Genomic DNA, 21,967 nt, shown 5'->3' with positions numbered 1-21,967 from the left:
CGCACAACTCAAGGTGAAACGGCATGTCGCGATCACGCACCAGATTACGCAGCCATCCCGCATAGGCGACCTCGCTTCGCCCTTCCCCACCGATAAAGACGGGCGCACGCTGCGGGCGCGAGGGTCGAGGCCGCCTCATCCGATCTGCGGCACCGCGCCGTAGACACCCGACAGATATTTTCGCCGGAGGTTATCGTCCCGGCGCGCGATATCGCGCGCGAGATAGAGGCCGGTGCGACCCTGACGATCCTTTTCGCAAAACAGAATTTCTTCGGGTGCCAGATCGTCAAGGAGGCTGGTCGACTGGCCGGTGAACCAGAGCTGCGCCCCATGAGGATTTCGGCCGGGGTCATGGAACCAGCGGATCAGCTCAGGAAGAACCAGCGGGTGAATGGCGAGATCGAGTTCGTCGACGATGGCGGTGCCACCGCTGGCAAGCGTCTCGGCAATTAAGGGATAGAGGCGAATGAACGCCCGCGTCCCGTGGCTTTGTAGCCCCCACGGCATGTCGGCATCGAGCTTGCGATGCCTGAACTTGGCCAGCCACCCCTGTGGTGTCTGGTCCACACGCATCTCTTCGATGCCAAGATCGATCCGGTTAAGGTCCTCGTTAAGCGTGGAAAGGAGGTCCGGGCGATTGCCGATGAATTCGATAAGCCTGTCGTCACCCGACGACGGTTGGTAGTCGAGGAACGGATAGGCGCTGTCGGCGAGACTCTTCAAGAACAGCGCGCCGGGATGTTGAAATTGCGCAAAGCTGGCGACGATCGAGCCGACCGGATCGAGGGTATTAAGCAGGTGGCGGAATCCCTGAATGGGAAAGGCCTTCGATCCCAACGCCTGCTGAGGGCCACTCCGCTCGAACACCCGTTGCCATTTGCCGCGATCATTCGGCCTTTGGCGGAGACTTTCGTGCGCAACATGCTGAACCTGGCCACCTTGTACCGCCAACTCGAGCTCATACCGGTAGGTGCCGTAAACTACCGCTTCGTCGCGGCGGGCGCGTTCGATGACAGCAGGCGTGGCGTCCATCAAGCCCGCTAGCTCCAGCGCAAATCGGACCGGGCGATCTTTGGACTCCTCGTCATTAAACCGCTCGACGAACGCGCCAGAAATAGCACGCGCCGCCGGATTGCGAACGAATTGGATAATGAAATTCAGCGCTTTGAGCACGTTGGTCTTGCCCGAAGCGTTTGCGCCAAACAGCGCTATGACCTTTGGCGCTCGTACCGACGCGCCGGGGAAAATCGGCGCGAAGCGATCGAACCGATCCGACACCTTCCCCGAGACGCGCAGGTCGACAACCTGTCGATCGCGGATCGAAAGGAAATTCTCAATCTCGATCAAATGGATCATGGCATCACCTATTTCGCCCTAAAAATAGGTTTGTAACGATAATTCGTCAATAACGTGATTACAACGCAGTATGACATTGCTCTGACGGATAAGCGACTTCCAGACAGCGCCAAGCCACCCTGTCCTACACCACCCCCCGTATTTCCCGAAGCTGCCGCCGCACGCCCCCCGCAGGCATAACCGTCGCCACACCGCGCGCAGCACAGGAATGCCCATGACCGATCCGCTCCCCGCCCCGCTTGGCTCCGGCGCGCCCATTCCCGGTGCCCCCATCTCCGGCCCGCTCTCGCCCGATCTGCTGCGGCGGATGCACGGCTATTGGCGCGCCGCCAATTATCTGTCGGTCGGGCAGATTTACCTGCGCGCCAACCCGCTGCTCGATCGCCCGCTCGCGCTGGCCGACGTCAAGACGCGGCTGCTCGGCCATTGGGGCACCACGCCGGGGCTCAACCTGCTCTATGTCCATCTCAACCGGCTGATCGTCGAACACGATCTCAACATGATCGCGGTGATCGGGCCGGGGCATGGCGGGCCGGGGCTGGTCGCCAACACCTATCTCGAAGGCTCCTATACCGAGCGTTATCCCGCGATCGAGCGCAGCCGTGGCGGCATGGACCGGCTGTTCCGCCAATTCTCCTGGCCAGGCGGCATCCCCAGCCATGTCGCGCCGGAGACCCCAGGATCGATCCATGAAGGCGGCGAGCTCGGCTATTCGCTGGCGCATGCGTATGGCGCGGTGTTCGACAATCCCGATCTGATCGTCGCCTGCGTCGTCGGCGATGGCGAGGCGGAGACCGGTGCGCTGGCGACGAGCTGGCATTCGAACAAGTTCCTCAACCCCGCGCGCGATGGCGCGGTGCTGCCGATCCTGCATCTCAACGGCTTCAAGATCGCCAACCCCACGCTGCTGGCGCGGATCACCCGCGCGGAGCTGACCGAGTTGCTGCGCGGCTATGGTTATGATCCGCATTTCGTGGTGGGGGACGATCCCGAGGCGGTTCACCAGACGCTCGCCGCAACGCTCGACACGGTGCTGGCGCAGATCCAGGATATTCAGGCGCAGGCGCGATACGGTGCGCCGGATGGCGAGCGCCCGCGCTGGCCGATGATCGTGCTGCAGACGCCCAAGGGCTGGACCGGGCCGAAATTCGTCGATGGCAAGCCGGTCGAGGGCACCTGGCGCGCGCACCAGGTGCCGATCGCCGATTTCAAGGAGCCCGAGCATCTCCGCCAGCTCGAAGAATGGCTGCTGAGCTACCGCCCCGCCGAATTGTTCGACGAGAGCGGCAAGTTCCGCGAGGACTATGCGTCGCTCGCGCCGACCGGGCACCGCCGCATGGGCTCCAACCCGCATGCCAATGGCGGGGAATTGCTCGTGCCGCTGGTCCTCCCCGATTTCCGCGACCACGCCGTGGCGCAAGCCGGGCACGGCACCGTCAAGGCGGCGGCGACGGCGGTGCTCGGCGGTTTCTTGCGCGACGTGATAGCGCTCAATCTGGAGGCCGCCAATTTCCGCCTGTTCGGCCCCGACGAAACCGCCTCCAACCGGTTGCAGGCGGTGTATGAGGTCACCGGCAAGGCGTGGATGGCCGAGGTCGAGCCGGTCGATGAGAATCTGTCGCGCGACGGCCGGGTGATGGAGGTGCTGAGCGAACATCTCTGCGAGGGTTGGCTCGAAGGCTATCTGCTCACCGGGCGGCACGGGCTGTTCTCGTGCTACGAAGCCTTCATCCACATCATCGACTCGATGTTCAACCAGCACGCCAAATGGCTGAAGGTGACGCGCGGCATTCCGTGGCGGCGGCCGATCGCCTCGCTCAATTACCTGCTGACCTCGCATGTCTGGCGGCAGGACCATAATGGCCTGTCGCATCAGGACCCGGGCTTCCTCGATCATGTCGCCAACAAACGCGCCGAGGTGGTGCGCATCTATCTGCCCGCCGATGCCAATTGCCTGTTGTCGGTCGCCGATCACTGCCTGCGCAGCCGCAATTATGTGAATGTCATCGTCGCGGGCAAGCAGCCCGAATGGCAATGGCTCGGCATTGAGGAGGCCGTGCGCCACTGCACCACCGGGGCGGGCGTGTGGGAATGGGCGAGCGATTCCGGAGACCCCGATGTGGTGATGGCGTGCGCCGGTGACGTGCCGACGCTGGAGACGATGGCGGCGGTGCAGTTGCTCCGCCAATTCGTCCCCAACATCCGCATCCGCGTCGTCAACGTCGTCGATCTGATGGTGCTGCAACCGCAATCGGAGCATCCCCACGGCCTTGACGAGCGCGCCTTCGATGCGCTGTTCACCACCGACACACCGGTGATCTTCGCCTTTCACGGCTATCCGTCGCTGATCCACAAGCTCGCCTACCGCCGCACCAACCACCGCAATTTCCATGTGCGCGGCTACAAGGATGAAGGCACCACGACGACGCCGTTCGACATGGTCGTGCTCAACGATCTCGACCGCTATCGCCTGGCGCTCGACGCAATCGAACGCATCCCGCGCCTGCGGGACCGCGTGCCCGCCGAGACCGAACGCTATTGGACGATGATCGAGCGTCACAAGCTCTACATCGCCGAACATGGCGAGGATCTGCCCGAGGTGCGCGACTGGCAATGGACGCGGTGAGCACACGCGTCCTCACGCTCAATGGCGGCTCGTCCTCGGTCAAATACGGCGTTTATGCGGTCGGCGAGGCGGTGGTCGAGCTGTCCGCGGGCGAGGTCGAACATGCCGATGTCGATGCCGCCGTGTTCGCTGAGATCGGCGGCGGCCAACCCGATGCGATCGGCCACCGCATCGTGCATGGCGGCATCGACCTGTTCGCACCGGTGCGGATCGATGCAGGCGTGCTCGCGCGGCTGCAAGCGGCCACCGCCTTCGCGCCGCTGCACGGCCCGGCCTCGCTGCGGATGATCGCGCTGGCGCAGGCGCGCTATCCCGGCGTGCCGCAAGTGGCGTGCTTCGACACCGGCTTCCACGCCCGCTTGCCCGCCATCGCCGCCACGCTGCCCATCCCCAAGGCGCTGCGCGATGCAGGCGTGCGGCGCTATGGCTTTCACGGCCTGTCGTGCGAATCGATCCTCGCGCAACTGGGCGACGCCGTGCCGCACCGCCTGATCATCGCGCATCTCGGCAATGGCGCGAGCGTGACGGCAGTGCTGGACGGGCACTCTGTCGACACCAGCATGGGGCTCACCCCGTCGGGCGGGGTGGTGATGGGCACGCGCGCCGGCGATATCGATCCCGGCCTGTTGCTCTATCTGATGCGCGAGCGCGGCTTGGATGCCGCGGAAATCGAAACGCTGATCGATCGCCAATCCGGCCTGCTCGGCCTGTCTGGCCGCTCCAGCGATCTGCGCGTGCTGCACGCAGCGGGCGATGCCGCCGCGACGCTCGCGCTTGCCATCTTCTGCCGCTCGGTCGCCAAGCAGATGGCGGGGATGCTGGTGGTGCTGGGCGGGGCCGATCTGATCGTCTTCACCGGCGGCATTGGCGAGCATGACGCGGCGGTGCGCGCCGCCATCTCCGCCGATCTCGCTTTTGCCGGGCCGATCGCGCAGCGTGTGCTGCCCTCGCAGGAAAATGCGCAGATCGCGCGGCATGCGGCGGCGTTGCTCGGCTAACGCGCGGGCTCGGCCATCGCCAGGCGGATCGCCTCGATCAAGGTGCGGTCGGGCAGGTCGCGCGGCACCAACAGGACAAAACCCAGCGCTTTCGCCTCCGCCGCAAGCAACTCGGTCGGCGCATCGGCCAGCAGGATCGCGCCGCCGGCCCAGCCCATCCGCCGCAGCGAGCGCAGCACCTCGACACCCCCAATCTCGGGCATGGCGACTTCGGCCAGGATACACGCGCTGGCCCGCGCCAGCGGATCGGCGAGCAAGGACGGGGCGCTGGCATAGGCCCGGACATTGAAGCCTTCCGCGCGTAACAGCAGCTGCCGCGCATGGCGCACCGCGGGATCGCCATCGACCAGCGCGATTTGAGGGTTCGTCCGCACTGGTACCATGGTCATTCCCGATCGTTCAGGACTGCCATCGGCCATAACCGCGCTGCGGTCTGTAGGTAGAAACCTAAGGCGCGGTGTCGCATTCGGCGACGGGGCTATGCAGCCGCGCGGCAAAGGCCAGCCGCAACACATCCGAAATCGACCGTACGCCCAGCTTGTGCGTCAGGTTCGCGCGGTGTGCCTCCACCGTGCGCGTCGAAATGCCCAGCTTATAGGCGGTGATCTTATTGGGTTGCCCGTTGACGAGCCCCTCCAGCACGTCGCGCTCGCGCGGGGTCAGCGCGGCCAGGCGGACGCTCGCCTCGATCGCGCTCAACTGCTGCGCCTCCAAATTGGCCAGCCGCGCGAACGCTTCTTCGATCGCGTGCAACACCGTCGCTTTGTCGAACGGCTTTTCCAGAAAGTCGACCGCGCCCGCCTTGATCGCGCGCACCGACAGCGAGATGTCGCCATGCCCGGTCAGCACGATCACCGGAAACGCGATGCCGCGCTCATTGAGCAGGCGCTGGACCTCAAGCCCGTCAATCCCCGGCATGCGAATATCCAGCAGCACACACCCCGGCGTGGCATGGCCTGCGGCGGCAAGGAAGGCCGTACCCGATGCGTAGGTCTGCACCTCGAATCCCGCCGTCCGCAGCAGGAAGCCGGCCGAGCGGCGGATAGCCTCTTCATCATCGACCAGATGGATGATGCGCTTGTCCTGGCGACTATCCGGCATCGGCACTGCTCCGCATCAAGGTGAAATGAAACGCCGTCCCGCCCCCCGGCACCGGTGCCGCCCAAATGCGCCCGCCATGCGCCTCCACGATCGTCTGGCAGATCGACAGGCCCAGCCCCATGCCATCCTGCTTGGTCGAGGCGAAGGCGTGGAACAGGCGATCGGTCATTTCGGGGGCAATACCGGTGCCGGTATCGGCCACGGTGACTTCTACCATATCCCGCAGCGTCGCGCTCGTCATCGTCAACACGCGTCGCGGACTGTCGGCCATCGCCTGGAGGGCGTTGCGGATGAGATTGACCAGCACCTGCTGGATCTGGACGCGGTCGACCTGCACGCACACGCTGTCGTCGACAAAGCTCATCACCGTCTCGACCCCCGCTTGCCCCGCACCGATCAGACCAAGGCTGGCGGCCTCGCGCACCAGCGCGTTCAGCGGCTCGGCGCGTTGCTCGACATCGCCGCGCGCCACGAAATCGCGCAGCCGCCGCACGATTTGCCCGGCGCGCAGCGATTGCCCCGCCGCCTCGTCCAGCGCCCCGCGCACCAGCAGCACGGTCTCGGGCGACGGATCGACCATCAGATCGCGCGTCGCCTCCAGATAATTGGCGATCGCGGTCAAGGGCTGGTTGAGTTCATGCGCCAGGGTCGAGGCCATCGTGCCCATCGCGCTCAGCCGCGACACATGGATCAGCTCGGACTGGACATCGCGCAATCGGCTTTCGGTGCGATGCCGCTGCGTCAGATCGCGCAGGAAGCCGGTGAAGATCCGCTGTCCGCCGCTCAACGCCTCCCCGACCGCGAGTTCGACCGGAAAGATCTCGCCATTCTTGCGCTGCCCCCGCACCGTCCGCACCGCACCGGCCACGGCGCGGTCGTCAAAAACCAGATAACTGCCCAGAAACCCGCCATCGCGATCGCGGTCGATGCGCGGAAACAGCATATCGGCCTTTTCGCCGACAATGTCGGCCTCGCAATAGCCGAACATCCGTTCCGCCGCCCCGCTGAACGAAGCGATCCGGCCCTGTTCGTCGAGCACGATCATCGCATCGGGCACGGTCGCCAGAATCGAGAGCAAATGCTGCTCGCGCCGCGCCAGCGCGGTTTCGGCGGCTTTCTGGTCGGTAATGTCGCGCACCACCTTGCCAAAGCCGCGCAGCGCGCCCGCTTCGTCATACAGCGCGGTCATGGTGATATTGGCGAGGAATTCCGACCCGTCGCGCCGCAACCGCCAGCTATCCTCCTCCAGCCGACCGGTCAGGCTCGTGCGATCGAGATCGCGCTGCGGCATTCCCGCAACCACATCCTCGGGCGGATAGAAGAGCGAAAAGTGACGGCCCAGAATTTCAGCCTGCGCCCACCCCTTGATCCGCTCGGCTCCGCGATTCCAGATCGTCACATGGCCACGCGGATCCAGCATATAAATGGCGTGGTTGGTCGCGCCGTCGATCAGCAAGCCAAGCTCTTCATTGAGCAGAGCAAGATCGCGTGCATCGCTGCCTTGGGATTCGGCTAGCGTCATGGGCGTTCGTACCACGCCATCGCGCCGAACCGGCACACATTCGGCGGCGACCATCACCGCAGTCTTTACGTACCCCAGATTTCTCACATCGGGCGATTTGGCATTCCCGCTCGCGGCGCGTCGTGCGCGAGCTTGCGGCTGACCAGCAACAGGCTCGAATCGCCGGGATAACTTTCGACGGTGAAGCCCATTTCGCGCTCCAGCTCGATCGCGGCGTGGTTTTCGCGGCTTTCGATCGCCTCGAGCACTTTCACGCCCTTGACCTCGGCGAAGCGCGCGACATGAGCGAGCAATTCCCAGCCCACGCCCTTGTTCTTAAAGTCCTTGCGGATCGCAATCGCCACTTCGCCGCGCTCGAACGTCGCGTCGCACGCCAGCATCGCGGTGGCGATCATCATCGACCCATCCTTGGTGAAGGCGAGAAAATTCTCCGACCAGCGATGGTCGACATGCGTCAAGGCCGCGATCTGGTCGGGGCGCACTTCGTTGAGCCCGGTCAGGAACCGAAAACGCAAATCCTCATGCGTTACGTGCGTGAAAAACTCGGCAACCGTGCCGTCATCCTCGGGCCGCGCGGGGCGAACGTGAAATTCAAAGCCCGTCCGGGTTGTGAGATGCTCAATCATCGGGCCACCTTTCGCAACAGCGGCGGTTGATCGACGCCGCATTTCGCTGGCTGGAAATAGGATTGCGAAGCCCGCCCGGGTAGCTGCGGAAACTACCTATTGGCGCGCGGGGGTTGATCCGCGCCAGTCGCGCTTTCATGAGGGCGCAAAGAACACTGCCCTGCCGGAGAGGATCTGCAATGACCGACACCAACCCGACGCCCTTCGATGTCCTGATCGTTGGGGCCGGGCATGGCGGCGCGCAGGCGGCGATCGCGCTGCGCCAGCGGAAATTCGAGGGCACGATCGCCATGCTCGGCGACGAACCCGAACTGCCCTATGAGCGGCCCCCGCTGTCGAAGGAATATCTGGCCGGCGACAAGCCGTTCGAGCGCCTGCTGATCCGCCCCGCCGCCTTTTGGGTCGATCGCGACATCACGCTGCTGCCCGGGCGGCGTGTCGTGTCGGTCGACGCCGCCGCGCATCAGGTCACCACCGCCGATGGCAGCACGATCGGCTATCGCACGCTGATCTGGGCGACCGGCGGTGCGCCGCGCCGCCTGACGTGCGCGGGGCATGATCTCAGCGGCGTCCACGGCGTGCGCACCCGCGCCGATGTCGACCGGATGATCGCCGAACTGCCCGCCGTCACGCACTCGATCGTCATCGGTGGCGGCTATATCGGGCTGGAAGCCGCCGCCGTGCTGACCAAGCTCGGCAAGCCCGTCACCGTGCTGGAGGCGGCCCCGCGCGTGCTGGCGCGTGTCGCGGGTGAAGCGCTGTCGCATTTCTACGAGGCCGAGCACCGCGCGCACGGCGTCGATCTGCGCACCGGCGTGACCGTCGACTCGATTGTCGGCGAGAACGGGGCCGCCAGCGGCGTGCGCCTGGCCGACGGCACGGTGCTGCCCGGCAATCTCGTCATCGTCGGCATCGGCATCATCCCCGCCGTCGCCCCGCTGCTCGCGGCGGGCGCGGACGGCGGCAATGGCGTGAGCGTCGATGCGCTGTGCCGCACCAGCCTGCCCGATATCTTCGCGATCGGCGACTGCGCGGCGCACCCCAATCCGTATGCCGATGGCGCGGTGATCCGGCTCGAATCAGTGCAGAACGCCAATGATCAGGCAACCACCGTCGCCAAGCTGCTGACCGGCGAGGAAACGCCCTATGACGCGGTGCCGTGGTTCTGGTCGAACCAATATGATTTGAAGCTGCAGACCGTGGGCCTGTCGATCGGTTATGATGCGGTGGTGCTGCGCGGTGACGTGGCGGCGCGCAGCTTCTCGGTGATCTACCTGAAACAGGGCCACGTCATCGCGCTCGACTGCGTCAACGCCACGCGCGATTATGTGCAGGGCCGCGCGCTGGTGGTGGCGCGCGCGGTGGTCGATCCGGCGCGGCTGGCCGACGCAGCGGTGCCGCTGAAGGAGCTGCTGCCCGCTTGAGCGAGGGGGGCATCTCGCCCCAACCCGTTCGTTTCGAGCGTAGTCGAGAAACCTGGCACAGCGCGTGGGGCCGTTTCTCGACTGCGCTCGAAACGAACGGGGGTGGGGCTTCGGGCGGGGCTTTCGCTTACGCGCCCACGATCTCACGCAAAGCCGCCGCCAGCCCGCGCGTTTCCGCCTCGGTGCCGATCGTCATGCGCAGACCGTTCGCCAGCCCCTGCCCCGGCAGCCAGCGCACGATATAGCCGCGCTCGAGCAGCGCCTTATACGCCGTCTCGGCGGTGACTGCGCCTTCGAACAGGACGAGCAGGAAATTGGCCTCGCTCGGCACCGCGCGCAGCCCGGCATTGCCGAGCTTGGCGATCTCGTCCTTGAACCAGGCACGCCATACGCGGTTATGCGCGCGCGAGGCGGCGATGAAGTCCGCCGCGCCCAGCGCCGCGATCGCCGCTTCCTGGCCCGCCGTGGTGCAGCAGAACGGCGCGCGGATGCGGTGCATCGCCGCAATCGCCTCGGCCGAGCCATAACCCCAGCCAATGCGTTCGGCGGCAAGCCCGTGGATCTTGGAGAAGGTGCGCGTGACGATCACATTGGACGCAGTGCGCGCGAGCTCGAGCCCGCCATCGTCATCCTCGGGTGCCAGATATTCGGCATAGGCCTGGTCGAGCACCAGCATCACCTGCGGCGGCAAGCCCGCATGCAGCCGCGCGATCTCGGCCTTGGCCGTAAAGGTGCCGGTCGGGTTGTTGGGGTTGGCGACGAACACCACGCGCGTCCGCGCGGTCACCGCCGCCAGAATCGCATCGACATCGGTCGCATAGTCGCGGTCGTCCGCCACCACCAGGGTCGCGCCGACGCGCCGCGTCGCGATCTCATAGACCGCAAAGCCATAGCGGACCTGAATCACTTCATCGCCCGGCCCGGCATAGGCCCCGGCGACCAGATGCAGCACTTCGTCCGATCCGGTGCCGTAAATCACCCGCGCGGGGTCGAGATCGTGATGCGCCGCAATCGCCTCGCGCAGCACCGCCGCGCCCGCATCGGGATAGCGCGCCAGATCACCCGCATGGCGCGTGAATGCCGCGACTGCCTCTGGGCTGGTGCCGAGCGGATTTTCGTTCGACGACAGCTTGATAACCGGCGTGTCGCCCTCGACCGTCGAGCGACCCGGAACATAAGGAGCGATAGCCATGACCCATGGCTTGGGCTGAGGTGCGTTCATGCCCCGCGCGTTAGCGGGGAATGCGCGCAACTTCAAATCCCCCCACGGCACGGGGAGGGGGACCGCCAGCCTTCTTCAGGCTGGTGGTGGAGGGGGCCCGCCACAAGCGCTACGCCCGCGGCGAGCCCCCTCCACCATTCGCTAAATGCTCATGGTCCCCCTCCCCGTGCCGGGGAGGATAAAAAATCAGCGTTGCGGGCGCTTGTTCGGGCCGCCGGGGCGCAGCGTCGGGCGCGGGTTGTGGCGCACCGGCGCCGGGCCGTTCGCGCGGCGCGGGCCACGCTCGGCTTCGACCGGGCCACCCTGCACCGCTTCGAACTGCACGCCGCCTTCGGCCTCTTCGCCCGCGGTGCGCTTCACCGCCGCCATGAATTTGGCCGCGATCGCGCTCGGCACCTGGAACATCGTCTCATTGGCGGCGATGCGGATCGCGCCGACTTCATTCTTGGTGATGTGCCCGCGACGGCAGATCAGCGGCAGGATCCAGCGCGGATCGGCATTCTGCCGTCGGCCGATGTCCATGCGGAACCATTTGACGTCGTCAAAGCCCTCGCGGTGATGCTCCTTGCCGGGCTCGCGCTGGTTCGAACCACTCTGCTCGATCATCTCCTCGGGCGCGGGCATCCGCGCGCGATAGCTGCGCACCAAAGCGGCGGCGATGTCCTCAGGGCTCTTCTTCTCGAGCAGTTGCTGCGCCAATGCGCGATCGTCCTCGTCGACTTCGACGTCTTCCATCAGCATCGTCATCAGCCGCGACTTGTCGGCCTGGCGGATGTCGTCGACGGTCGGCGCATTCATCCATTCGACCGCGATCCGCGCGCCGCGCAGCATCATCTCGACGCGGCGCTTGCGCTGATACGGCACGATCAGGATCGCGGTGCCCTTCTTGCCCGCGCGGCCGGTGCGGCCCGAACGGTGCTGCAGCGTCTCGGCATCGCGCGGCAGTTCGACGTGAATGACGAGGCTGAGCGACGGCAAATCGAGCCCGCGCGCGGCAACGTCGGTCGCCACGCACACCCGCGCGCGCTTGTCGCGCAGCGCCTGCATCGCGGCATTGCGCTCATTCTGGCTATGCTCGCCCGACAGCGCGACCGCGGCGAACCCGCGCTCGATCAACCCGGCGTGCAGATGCCGCACATTGTCGCGCGTCGCGCAGAACAGGATCGCGGTCTCGGCCTCATGCAGCCGCAGCAGATTGACGACCGCATTCTCGATATCGGCCGGCGCGACGGTCACCGCCTGATAGCTGATGTCGCCATGCCCGCGATCCTCGCCCACGGTCGAGATGCGCAGCGCATCCTTCTGGTAGCGCTTGGCCAGCGCCACGATCGACTTGGGCATCGTCGCCGAGAATAAGAGCGTGCGGCGCTCGGACGGCGACGCGTCGAGGATCAGTTCGAGATCCTCGCGGAAACCCATGTCGAGCATTTCGTCGGCTTCGTCGAGAATCACCGCCTTGAGGTTGGACAGATCGAGCGCGCCGCGCTCGATATGGTCGCGCAAGCGGCCCGGCGTGCCGACGACGATATGCGCGCCGTGGCTGAGCGAGCGGCGCTCGCGGCTGGCGTCCATCCCGCCAACGCAGGTCGAAATCCGCGCACCGGCCTTGGCGTAGAGCCATTCGAGCTCGCGGCTCACCTGCAGCGCCAGTTCGCGCGTCGGCGCGATGGCGAGCGCCAGCGGCGCGCGCGGCGGCGGCAGGCGGCCTTCGTCTTCGGTCAGCAATTGCGGGGCGATGGCCAAGCCGAACGCAACGGTCTTGCCCGAGCCGGTCTGCGCCGAAACGATCAGATCGCGGCCCTCGGCGGCGGGCTCGATGACCGAGGCCTGGACCGGAGTCGGCGCGGCATAGCCACGGGCGGAAAGCGCTTCGGCAAGAAGCGTGGGGAGGTGTGAAAAGGGCATGATATTCCGGATCTGGGGCGGCGGGGGCGCACGCCAAAGCGAGCCCTTAGCACAGCCGCACGGGAAAAGCACGGGGGGTGTGCAATTGGTATTATGCGGGCGGGATTTCGCGAGGTGCCGTGTCGTGATCCGGCAGGCCCCCTGCTTAAACCACCTGCCCCGCCGCCCAGCCACTCGCCCAGGCCCATTGGAAATTATACCCGCCAAGCCACCCGGTCACATCGACCGCCTCCCCGATCGCATACAGCCCCGGCACCTTGCGCGCTTCCATCGTCTGCGACGAAAGCTCCGCGGTCGAAATCCCGCCCGCCGTCACTTCGGCCTTGGCGAACCCCTCGGTTCCGTTCGGCATGAACGCCCAGTCGGCCAGTTGCCGCGCCGCCGCCTCGACCGCTTTGTCGGTCGCCGCGCCCAATTCGCCCTCGATGCCAAGCCGGTCGGCCAGCGTCTCGGCCAGCCGCCCCGGCAAATGGTTGGACAAAGCCGAAGCCAGCGACACGCGCGGCCGCGCATGTTTGGCCGCCACCAGCCAGCCCGGTTTCAGCGCGGGCAGGAAATCGATCGCGACCGGCTCGCCATGCCGCCAGTAAGACGAGACTTGCAGGATCGCCGGGCCGCTCAGCCCCTTATGCGTGAACAACGCCGCCTCGCGAAAGCGCGTCTTGCCAACGCGCGCGACCACCTCCGCCGCCACCCCGGAAAGCGCGCGGAACAGCGTCTCTTCACCCCCCAGCGTCAGCGGCACTAGCGCCGGGCGCGGCTCGACCACCTTCAGCCCGAAGCGCCGCGCCAGATCATACGCAAAGCCGGTCGCGCCCATTTGCGGGATGGACGGGCCACCCGTCGCGATCACCAGAGCAGGCGCGCTGGCGGTGCGGTTGCCGAAGGTGACGCGATACTGCCCGTCGCCATGCGCCACGCCGCTGATCGCCGCGCCCAGCGCGATCTCGACGCCCCCGCGATCGCATTCGTCCTGCAGCATCGCGACGATCTGCTTGGCCGAGCCATCGCAGAACAATTGCCCGAGCGTCTTTTCGTGCCAGGCGATGCCGTGCTTATCGACCAAGGCGATGAAATCGGCAGCAGTATAGCGCCCGAGCGCCGATTTGGCGAAATGCGGGTTGGCCGAGAGATAACGGTCGGCGGCGGTGTGGAGGTTGGTGAAATTGCACCGCCCGCCACCCGAAATCAGGATCTTCTTACCGATCGCCTCGGCATGATCGATCAGCAGCACGCGGCGTCCGCGTTGTCCGGCGGTGGCGGCGCACATCAGGCCAGCGGCACCCGCGCCCAGGATGATGGTATCGTAACAAGAGGTCGTCATCGGGCGGCTCTACACGCTTTTGCGGAAATTTCTCTGGGGAAGGCGAGGAAGAGGGTTTCCACGCGAAGCCACGAAGACACGAAGACACGAAGAAGGTTTTTTTCGCGCAGAGGCGCAGAGGAAAAAGAGAGAGCACAAACGAGCGCGACAGCGCTCCCCCAAACGCGCTTTGGGTCTCCCGGCCCAACACTCGAAACCCACCCCCTCCGCGTCCTCCGCGCCTCTGCGCGAACACATCTTCTTCCTCTTCGTGGCTTTGTGCGAGAAATCCTTTTCCCCAACGCCCAAGCGCCCCACCGACCAGTGTAACCGGCGCTCGGGAATTTCTCGCACAAAGCCACAAAGCCACGAAGAAGGTCGGTTCACGCGGAGACGCGGAGGCGCGGAGAGAAGAAAGAGCCCAAAAACGAGCGCGCAGCGCTCCCCTAGCGCCCCTTTGGTCTCCCGACATCAGACCCGAATCCAACCTCTCCGCGCCTCCGCGCCTCCGCGTCTCCGCGCGAACACCCCTTCTTCGCGCCTTCGCGCCTTCGCGCCTTCGCGTGAAAACCCTTCGTCGCATCCCCGCTCAAGCGCGCAGGAGGCAAATCCGAAAGCACGCCCCCACCGCCACCGGTTCGGCGACGATCGTGCCGCCGCTCGCCGCCAGCAAGGAGCGCGCAATGGCGAGGCCAAGGCCAGCGCCGCCTTCCTCGCGCCGCCCGGTGAAGAACGGCTCGAAGATGCGCTCGATATCCGCCGCCGCGATTCCCGGCCCGTCGTCCGCCACGGTCAGCCGCACGCCGCCAACGCCTTCAACCCGGATCGTCACCAACGAAGCCCCCGCCTGCCGCGCATTTTCAACGACCGTTTCCAGGATCGTCTCGATCGCAGCACTCGTCACCCGCGCCTCGGCCACGGCACCCGCCTGCACCTCGACCGCAAAGCCTTCCCCCCGAAAGGAATCGGCCACGCGCCGCGCCGCCGCAACGATATCGGCGCGCGCATCCGCATCGATCGTCGCCATGTCGGCGCGCGCCAGGTCCAGCAAACGCTGCACCAGGCGCGCCAATCGATCGGCATCCGCCGTCGCATTGCCGATAAAACGCGCGCGCTCGGCCGTACTCATCGCCGCGCCATGCTCGTCGAGCAGCTCCAGCGCCCCGCGAATCCCCGCGATCGGCGTCTTGAACTCATGCGCCACCGCCGCCGCGACATCGCGCAAATAGCGTTGGCGGCGCTCGATCCGCTCGGCCATTGCGCGGAAATTGTCATAGAGCTGCGCGATCTCGATCGCGGCGGTCACCGGCGTTTCGGGCACCACCGGCACACCCCGCGCGACCTCCTCGCTGGCGCGCGCCAGCGCCATGATCGGCCGCGCAATGCCGCGCGACACCAAACCCGCCAGCACCAGCAGCGTCAGGAAAATGAGCCCGGCACCCAGCACTATCGCGAAACGGTCCTGCCAGATGCCGATGAACAGCCCGCGCGGCGAGCGCGTCACCATCACCACGCCAATCACCTTGCCGTCGGCGATCACCGGGCGGGCATGGTGCAGGCGAATCGCATACGCCCGGCTGAGCGCGGCGCGCCAATCGGCCATTTCGGCGGCACTGCGTTCGCGCAGCACGGTCGCACTGTGCCCGGCCAGCGCCGCGCGGACTTCGGCCAGCCCGGCAAGACTCTGTCCGGCATCGCCGCGCCCCAGCACGACAATGCCCTGCGCATCCAACAACCGCGTTCCAGTCAGCGTCACCGCCACCGCATCGCCGACCATCGGCCGCAACCGCGCCGCCACCTGCAGCGCGTGCGGGTCGGCCGCGCCTGCCCGCACCCCGCCCGGCGCGCGCGGCAGCACCGGCATGGTGCGCAAATCGATTGCGGGCGCTTCGGGCGCGAGCGGGCGGGACGAAGGATCGGGCTGCGGCGCGTGCGCGACATCGTACCACGCCGCCTTATACGCCGCCGCCAGCACCACGCTTTGCGCGATCAGTTCGGATTCGGTCTGCTGAACAAGCGTATTTTCATAAACGCGCAGCGACAGTGCCGCGACGCCGGGCAGTGACGCCACCAGCAGCAAGGTGCCAAACAAGATCGCGCTCAGATGCAGGCGGGGCCAATGCGCCTTGGCCAGCGCCTTCAGCCAGCCGATCACGCACAACGACCGATGCGATAGCCGATCCCGGCGCGCGTCTCGACCAGATCGACACCCGGAAACTTGCCGCGCAAGTTGCGCACATGGCTGTCGATCGTGCGATCGGTGATGGCAAAGCCCGGCCCGTGCAGCCGATCGATGATCGCATCGCGGGAGAACACCTTTGCCGGGCTGGTCGCGAACAGCAGCAATAACTGGAATTCGGTCGCGGTCAGCGCAACCGGCGCCTGGTCCCAGCGCGCTTCCCAGCCATCGGTGTCGAGCGTCAGGCGGTTGTGCGTCACCGTCGTCGCCCCCACCGTCGCGCGCGTACCGCGTTTCAAAATCGCGCCGACGCGCGCGACCACTTCGCGCGGCGAGAACGGCTTCACCACATAATCGTCGCCGCCAATCTCGATCCCGACGATGCGGTCAATCTCGTCATCGCGCGAGGACAGGAACAGGATCGGTAGCGCCGCCCCCGCCCCGCCCTCGGCGCGTAGCATCCGGCACAGATCGAGCCCGTTCAGGCGTGGCATGTTGATGTCGAGCACCATCAGATCGGGCATGCGCCGCGCGATCGCGGCTTGAGCATCCTCGCCGTCGCTCGCTTCGGCCACGCTCATCCCTGCCTTGCCCAGCGCGAAGGCGAGCAGGTCGCGGATATGCGGGTCGTCATCGACGATCAGGATATGGCTCATGCGTGTCATTGTGGCTCCGGGATGCGACCGGTCAACCGTGTAGCGTTCGGCGCGTCCACGCATGATCCGGCGCTTGTGGAGAAAGCGTGCAGGCTCTACACCCCTTTTCCATACCCAAAGCTCGAAAGCATCTGCCATGCGTGAAGCCGCGATCGTCTCCACCGCCCGTACCCCGATCGGCAAGGCCTATCGCGGCGCGTTCAACGCGACCGAAGCACCGGTGCTCGCGGCGCATGTGATGAACGCCGCGGTCGAGCGCGCCGGGATCGATCCGGTGCGCATCGACGAGATTTTCTGGGGCGTCGGCAATCAATGGGGCAGCCAAGGCGGCAATGCCGGGCGCATGGCGACCTTCGCGGCGGGCTTGCCCGAGAGCGTCCCCGCTTTCACGCTCGACCGCAAATGCGGATCGGGGCTGACCGCGATCGCACTCGCCGCGCGCAGCATCATCTGCAACGAAATCGACGTGGCGCTGGCCGGCGGCATGGAATCGATCAGCCTCACCGTCACCAAGGAAGCGCCGCGCTACATCAACCAGTCGGTGATCGCGCGTGAACCGGCGGCCTATGTGCCGATGATCGAAACTGCCGAGATCGTCGCCGAGCGCTATGGCATCAGCCGCGCCGCGCAGGATGCCTATGCCGCGCAAAGCCAGCAGCGCGCCGCGCGCGGGCTCGAAACCGGAGCCTTTCGCGAGGAAATCGCACCGATCACCGTCGAAAAGGCGCTGTTCGACAAAGCGGGCAATCGCACTGGCAGCGAGACCGTGACGCTCGCACAGGACGAAGGCATTCGCGCGGGCACGACGGCGGAGACGCTGGCGGGATTGAAGACAGTGTGGCCCGGCGGCGACTTTTCCGGCCCCGGCCAGCATGTGACGGCGGGCAATGCCAGCCAATTGTCCGACGGTGCCTCCGCGCAGATCGTGATGGACCATGCGACGGCCCTCGCCGAGGGACGCGAGGTGCTAGGCCTGTACCGCGGTTTCCAGGCAGCCGGGTGCGCGCCCGATGAAATGGGCATCGGCCCGGTTTTCGCTATTCCCAAATTGCTCGCCCGCGCCGGACTGTCGGTCGACGACATAGGGCTGTGGGAACTCAACGAAGCCTTCGCCTCGCAATGCCTATATTGCCGCGACATGCTCGGCATCGATCCCGATCGCTACAACGTCAATGGCGGCGCGATCGCGATCGGCCACCCCTTCGGCATGACCGGGTCGCGCCTCGTCGGCCACGCGCTGATCGAAGGGCGCAAGCGCGGGGTACGCTGGGTGGTGGTGTCGATGTGCACCGCAGGCGGCATGGGCGCGGCGGGTCTGTTCGAAATCGTGTAAACCCCCGGCTTACCCCACCGGCGCTTCGCGCCACGTCCCCGGTGCCAAGCCATCGAGCGTCCACGCACCTATGCTCCAGCGCACCAGCCGCAAGGTCGGGAAGCCCACCGCCGCTGTCATCCGCCGCACCTGGCGATTGCGCCCCTCGCGGATCGTCAGCCGGATCCAGCAATCGGGCACGCTCTTGCGGAAGCGCACCGGTGGATCGCGCGGCCACAGCGCGGGCGGGTCGATCCGCTCGACCTCGGCCGGGCGGGTGATGCCGTCCTTCAACGTCACCCCCTGCCGCAGCCGATCGAGGCTGGCGGAATCGGGTTCTCCTTCGATTTGAACGAGATAAGTCTTGGGTAGCTTGAAGCGTGGATCGGCAATGCGCGCCTGCAACCGCCCGTCATCGGTCAGCAGCAACAGCCCCTCGCTATCCCGGTCGAGCCGCCCGGCCGGATAAACGCCGGGCACCGCGATGAAGTCCGACAACGTCGAGCGGGCCGCGCCGATGCTGCGATCGGTGAATTGCGACAGCACGTCATACGGCTTGTTGAACAGGATCAGCCGCGCCATCGCCTCATGTCTTTCCGCTCAGGCCCCAGATGCCCGCACCCGGCTTTGCGCAGGGTAGCGCCCCCTGTCCAGCGGGGGGCGTGCATCAAACCAGCCGCGTCTCGATCACCGGCCTGCTCTCCAGCGTGCGATGCACCGGGCATTTGTCGGCGATGACCAGCATCCGCATCCGCTGTGCCTCGGTCAAATCGCCCTGCAAGGCGATGCGCCGCTCGATCACTTCGATTTGCGGCCGCCCACCGGCTGCGGCGGCGCAATCATCGGCATGGCGGCGGCTATGGTGGAGCACGACCGAAACGCCGGTGAGCGGGATGCCTTCCTTCTCGGCGATCAGCTTGAGCGTCATCGCGGTACAGGTGCCCAGCGCCGACAACAGCAAGTCATACGGCGTCGGCCCGTAATCGCTGCCCCCCGCCGCCAGCGGTTCGTCGGCAAGAAAGCTGTGACCCGAGGATTCGACGATCTGCACGAATTTGGCATCGGTCGAACTCACCCGCACATGCCCCTCGGGCACCGCGTCGATCGCCATTGTCGGCCCCAGGAACGGCTGCACCCAGGCGGCGATGATCTGTGCGACATATTGCGCCTGTTCGGCATCGGTCAGCAAATGGTCCGCCCCGTCGAGCGCGACGAAACTCTTGGGGTGTTTGGCCGCTTCAAAGATCGCGCGCGCATTTTCGACACCGACGGTCGCATCGGTGGCCGAATGCAGCACCAGCAACGCCCGCTTCAAACGCGCCAGCCGCGCCGCCTGGTCCTGCCCCTCGACCGAGGTGAGAAATTCGCGCCCGATGCGAAACGGTCGCCCGCCAATCGACACGTCGCGCGGGGTATCGGCAATGTCGTGCGCGCCCTGAATCAAATGCAGCACATGGCGGGGATCGAACGGCGCGGCGATCGTCACCACCGCCTTGGAAGACGGGATACGGTCGGCAGCGGCAATCACCGCTGCCCCACCCAGCGAATGGCCGATCAGGATCGCCGGTGCGCCAACATCGCTTTCCAGGAACGCCGCCGCCGCGACCAGATCCTCGACATTCGCGCCGAAATGGCTGTCGGCAAACGCGCCATCGCTTTGGCCAAGGCCCGTGAAATCGAAACGCAGCGTGGCAATGCCCTGTTCGGCGAGCGCCAGGCTGACGCGTCGCGCGGCATGGCTTTGCGCGGTGCAGGTGAAGCAATGCGCGAACAGCGCCACTGCGCGAATCCGCCCGGGCGGGACTTCCAGCGACCCGGCCAGTTGAACCCCGGTCGCATTGGGAAACCGTACGTCGCGCTTCATCACCCTCTCCTGCCGGGTCCGGCCGCCCCGCCAAACCCGCGACGCGCTATAGCATCGCGCGAACGGAAACTGGCAAGCCGAACCGCGCTTGTTATGACAGGGGCGGGGATGGCAGGGTCATTGCTCAGGCGGGGCCTGCTCGACCGGCTCGGGGCCGCCGCCTGCGGTACGGCGCTTGCCGCCATACCAGCCCTGACGGCCGCCACGGCCGGGTGGTGGCGACAATTTGGGCAGTTCATCGCGCGTCAGCCGCCCATCGCCTTTCTTGTCGAGCATCGCGAAGCGCTCCGCCGCCGCCTTGCGAAACTCGCTGATGTCGACCCCACGGTTGAGGTTGGCGTCGGCCGCCGTGATCGGCTCGGGATAGGCAAAGAAACCAAAACGTGCCGCGCCGCGCGCAACGTCGTCATACGCCGGACCGGATTTGCCCGACTCGCCGCCACCCTCCGGCGCGCCGCCGCCACGACGACCACCATGGCCCCCGCCACCGCCACCGCCACCCGGGGGTGGACCGCCCTCGCCGTCGGGCCCTCCGCCACCACGGCCGCCGCCATGCCCGCCGCCGCGACGCCCGCCGCCGCCGCCGGGCCCGCCCGGGCCGCCGGGCTCGCCACCGCCATAGCGGATTTCGGGGACAAGAACGGTTTCATAATAATCGATGTCCTGGGGATCGATCTCGCCATCATGCTCGCGATCGAGCAGCAGGAACACACGGTCGGCATCGGCGATGAATTCGGCCTCGGTCACCACGCCGTCATGATTGGCGTCGGCACCGGCGAACCAGGCCCCAATCGGATCTTCCCCACGGAATGGTTCGCCCATCGGGCTGATGAACAAGCGACCGTGCGGAGGGCGGGGTCCGCCCGGCGGTGGGGGTGGCGGTGGTCCGTCAGGCCCGGGTCCCCCTTGCTGCACACCCGCCATCAGTGCCAGCCCAAGCCAAAAACCCACCATCTTGCCCTCCGGATGCGTCGAACCGGCGTGCTACGCGGGAAATGTCTCTCAAATGTGTCTGGCGACCGGGGTCAGGCGGCGATCCGCAGCCACAAAGCGGTGGCATCGTCCGACCCCTTGAAGCGCGGGAAGCGGCCGAAATCGCCATCCTCCTGCTCGATCGCGCGCAATTGCAGCGCCAGTCCGGTCAAGCCGCTGGTTGCGAGTTCCCCAAACAGACCCGCCTCGTCGTGCAGGCCATAGACGTCGATCAATGCCGCAAAGCCGTCGCTCATCAGCAGCAGTTCGTCCCCAACGCTGCACGGCAGCACCGCCCCGCCCAAATGCGCGGCGGCGGCCGGATCGACCCCGAGGATATAGCGGTCGGGGCGGTCACGCGCGGCGCGCAACACCTCAAGGATCGGCTGCGGTCGCTGCTTCAGGCCCAGCCCATGCTCGGCCAGCGCGGCGGCGCTGGCATTTTCGTCGTCCTTGCTGGCAGGCGGCCCGATCCGCTCGACGGTATCGCCGCGCTTGAGCAGCCCCGCACAATCGCCCAGCCAGCGGCAGGCGAGACCGTCCTTACCGACGCGCGCCGCCAGGAAGGACGCGCTCGGCAATTCCCAGGCGGAGATGGGCGCGCGTGTCCGCTGCGCCGCAAAGCGCCGCGCGAGCCTGGCGAACACGCCCTTGCAGATCGCGTCGATCGAGGCGTCGCCCGCGGCCGCAAAGGCGGCGTCCGCCTCCAGCGCCAGCCATGCGGCCCCGCCGCGCGACCCGACCAGCCCCGGCTCCCCCAGATCGGTCGCGCCGTCGATCACCCAGGCGAGCGCGTCGCTCGACCCCGCGCGATCGTCATTGGCGATGGCGGCGTCACCCGCAAGACTGATCGACTGGAGCAGATCGAAGCGCATAAGATCCTCCTACCAGCCGATCATGA

18 protein-coding genes are annotated in these 21,967 nt (G+C 66.5%); 4 read left to right on the top strand and 14 right to left on the bottom strand.

All coding sequences use genetic code 11. The features are described from left to right. Positions 1-135 precede the first annotated feature (135 nt). Positions 136-1,356: an AAA family ATPase gene (locus tag H4W01_RS01990; RefSeq protein ID WP_209609681.1), complete on the bottom strand. Its 1,221-nt coding sequence runs from the start codon at positions 1,354-1,356 to the stop codon at positions 136-138. Between the two features lie 214 nt (positions 1,357-1,570). On the opposite strand from H4W01_RS01990, the gene H4W01_RS01985 reads away from it, so the two are divergent. Further along, on the top strand, positions 1,571-3,982 hold the full coding sequence (locus H4W01_RS01985; protein WP_209609680.1) for a phosphoketolase family protein: 2,412 nt from the start codon (positions 1,571-1,573) through the stop codon (positions 3,980-3,982). After that, entirely contained in the window at positions 3,970-4,980 is a 1,011-nt protein-coding gene (locus tag H4W01_RS01980; protein ID WP_209609679.1) for an acetate/propionate family kinase, read from the top strand. Before H4W01_RS01985 ends, H4W01_RS01980 begins: the two co-directional genes overlap by 13 nt. Here H4W01_RS01980 and H4W01_RS01975 read toward each other — a convergent pair. The 4 genes from H4W01_RS01975 to H4W01_RS01960 all read right to left on the bottom strand — a co-directional run bounded on the left by H4W01_RS01975 (position 4,977) and on the right by H4W01_RS01960 (position 8,229). Continuing rightward, positions 4,977-5,369, bottom strand: coding sequence for a response regulator (locus tag H4W01_RS01975; protein ID WP_334685119.1), 393 nt, complete (start codon positions 5,367-5,369; stop codon positions 4,977-4,979). The two genes, H4W01_RS01980 and H4W01_RS01975, sit on opposite strands and share 4 nt — an antisense overlap. Before the next feature lie 58 nt (positions 5,370-5,427). Then, positions 5,428-6,081 (bottom strand): response regulator transcription factor, encoded by a 654-nt coding sequence (locus H4W01_RS01970; protein ID WP_209609677.1) that lies wholly within the window; start codon positions 6,079-6,081, stop codon positions 5,428-5,430. Next, complete coding sequence (locus H4W01_RS01965) at positions 6,071-7,603, bottom strand: PAS domain-containing sensor histidine kinase (RefSeq protein WP_334685118.1); 1,533 nt, start codon at positions 7,601-7,603, stop codon at positions 6,071-6,073. Before H4W01_RS01965 ends, H4W01_RS01970 begins: the two co-directional genes overlap by 11 nt. 83 nt (positions 7,604-7,686) lie before the next feature. Beyond that, complete coding sequence (locus tag H4W01_RS01960) at positions 7,687-8,229, bottom strand: GNAT family N-acetyltransferase (protein ID WP_209609674.1); 543 nt, start codon at positions 8,227-8,229, stop codon at positions 7,687-7,689. A 179-nt stretch (positions 8,230-8,408) separates the two neighbouring features. Between H4W01_RS01960 and H4W01_RS01955 the strand changes: the two genes are divergently transcribed. Beyond that, the gene (locus H4W01_RS01955; protein ID WP_209609673.1) at positions 8,409-9,653 is read left to right on the top strand and encodes an NAD(P)/FAD-dependent oxidoreductase; all 1,245 of its coding nucleotides are present in this window, start codon (positions 8,409-8,411) and stop codon (positions 9,651-9,653) included. 127 nt (positions 9,654-9,780) lie between these two features. Here the strand turns inward: H4W01_RS01955 and hisC are convergent, their stop codons facing one another. The 5 genes from hisC to H4W01_RS01930 all read right to left on the bottom strand — a co-directional run bounded on the left by hisC (position 9,781) and on the right by H4W01_RS01930 (position 16,927). Then, on the bottom strand, positions 9,781-10,875 hold the full coding sequence (hisC, locus tag H4W01_RS01950) for a histidinol-phosphate transaminase (protein WP_209609672.1): 1,095 nt from the start codon (positions 10,873-10,875) through the stop codon (positions 9,781-9,783). A gap of 186 nt (positions 10,876-11,061) precedes the next feature. Beyond that, positions 11,062-12,780 (bottom strand): DEAD/DEAH box helicase, encoded by a 1,719-nt coding sequence (locus tag H4W01_RS01945; protein WP_209609671.1) that lies wholly within the window; start codon positions 12,778-12,780, stop codon positions 11,062-11,064. A 145-nt stretch (positions 12,781-12,925) separates the two neighbouring features. Beyond that, the gene (locus tag H4W01_RS01940) at positions 12,926-14,104 is read right to left on the bottom strand and encodes an NAD(P)/FAD-dependent oxidoreductase (RefSeq protein ID WP_209609670.1); all 1,179 of its coding nucleotides are present in this window, start codon (positions 14,102-14,104) and stop codon (positions 12,926-12,928) included. Between the two features lie 568 nt (positions 14,105-14,672). After that, on the bottom strand, positions 14,673-16,238 hold the full coding sequence (locus H4W01_RS01935) for a sensor histidine kinase (protein ID WP_209609668.1): 1,566 nt from the start codon (positions 16,236-16,238) through the stop codon (positions 14,673-14,675). Then, positions 16,235-16,927: a response regulator transcription factor gene (locus tag H4W01_RS01930; RefSeq protein WP_334685117.1), complete on the bottom strand. Its 693-nt coding sequence runs from the start codon at positions 16,925-16,927 to the stop codon at positions 16,235-16,237. The genes H4W01_RS01935 and H4W01_RS01930 overlap by 4 nt, the downstream gene beginning before the upstream one ends. 127 nt (positions 16,928-17,054) lie before the next feature. On the opposite strand from H4W01_RS01930, the gene H4W01_RS01925 reads away from it, so the two are divergent. Beyond that, positions 17,055-18,251 (top strand): acetyl-CoA C-acyltransferase, encoded by a 1,197-nt coding sequence (locus H4W01_RS01925; RefSeq protein ID WP_209609667.1) that lies wholly within the window; start codon positions 17,055-17,057, stop codon positions 18,249-18,251. 9 nt (positions 18,252-18,260) lie between these two features. Here the strand turns inward: H4W01_RS01925 and H4W01_RS01920 are convergent, their stop codons facing one another. The 4 genes from H4W01_RS01920 to H4W01_RS01905 form a co-directional block, all read right to left on the bottom strand. Next, complete coding sequence (locus H4W01_RS01920; RefSeq protein ID WP_209609666.1) at positions 18,261-18,812, bottom strand: rRNA large subunit pseudouridine synthase E; 552 nt, start codon at positions 18,810-18,812, stop codon at positions 18,261-18,263. A gap of 85 nt (positions 18,813-18,897) precedes the next feature. Continuing rightward, the gene (locus H4W01_RS01915) at positions 18,898-20,094 is read right to left on the bottom strand and encodes a bifunctional alpha/beta hydrolase/OsmC family protein (RefSeq protein ID WP_209609665.1); all 1,197 of its coding nucleotides are present in this window, start codon (positions 20,092-20,094) and stop codon (positions 18,898-18,900) included. 117 nt (positions 20,095-20,211) lie between these two features. Further along, on the bottom strand, positions 20,212-20,916 hold the full coding sequence (locus H4W01_RS01910; RefSeq protein WP_334685116.1) for a hypothetical protein: 705 nt from the start codon (positions 20,914-20,916) through the stop codon (positions 20,212-20,214). 203 nt (positions 20,917-21,119) lie between these two features. Beyond that, complete coding sequence (locus H4W01_RS01905) at positions 21,120-21,941, bottom strand: protein phosphatase 2C domain-containing protein (protein ID WP_209609663.1); 822 nt, start codon at positions 21,939-21,941, stop codon at positions 21,120-21,122. Positions 21,942-21,967 lie beyond the last annotated feature (26 nt).

The organism is Sphingomonas sp. PL20 (genome assembly GCF_017875905.1).
Classification (GTDB): domain Bacteria; phylum Pseudomonadota; class Alphaproteobacteria; order Sphingomonadales; family Sphingomonadaceae; genus Sphingomonas; species Sphingomonas echinoides.
Note: the sequence above shows the minus strand (reverse complement) of the source record. Positions and strands in the feature narration are given on the sequence as shown.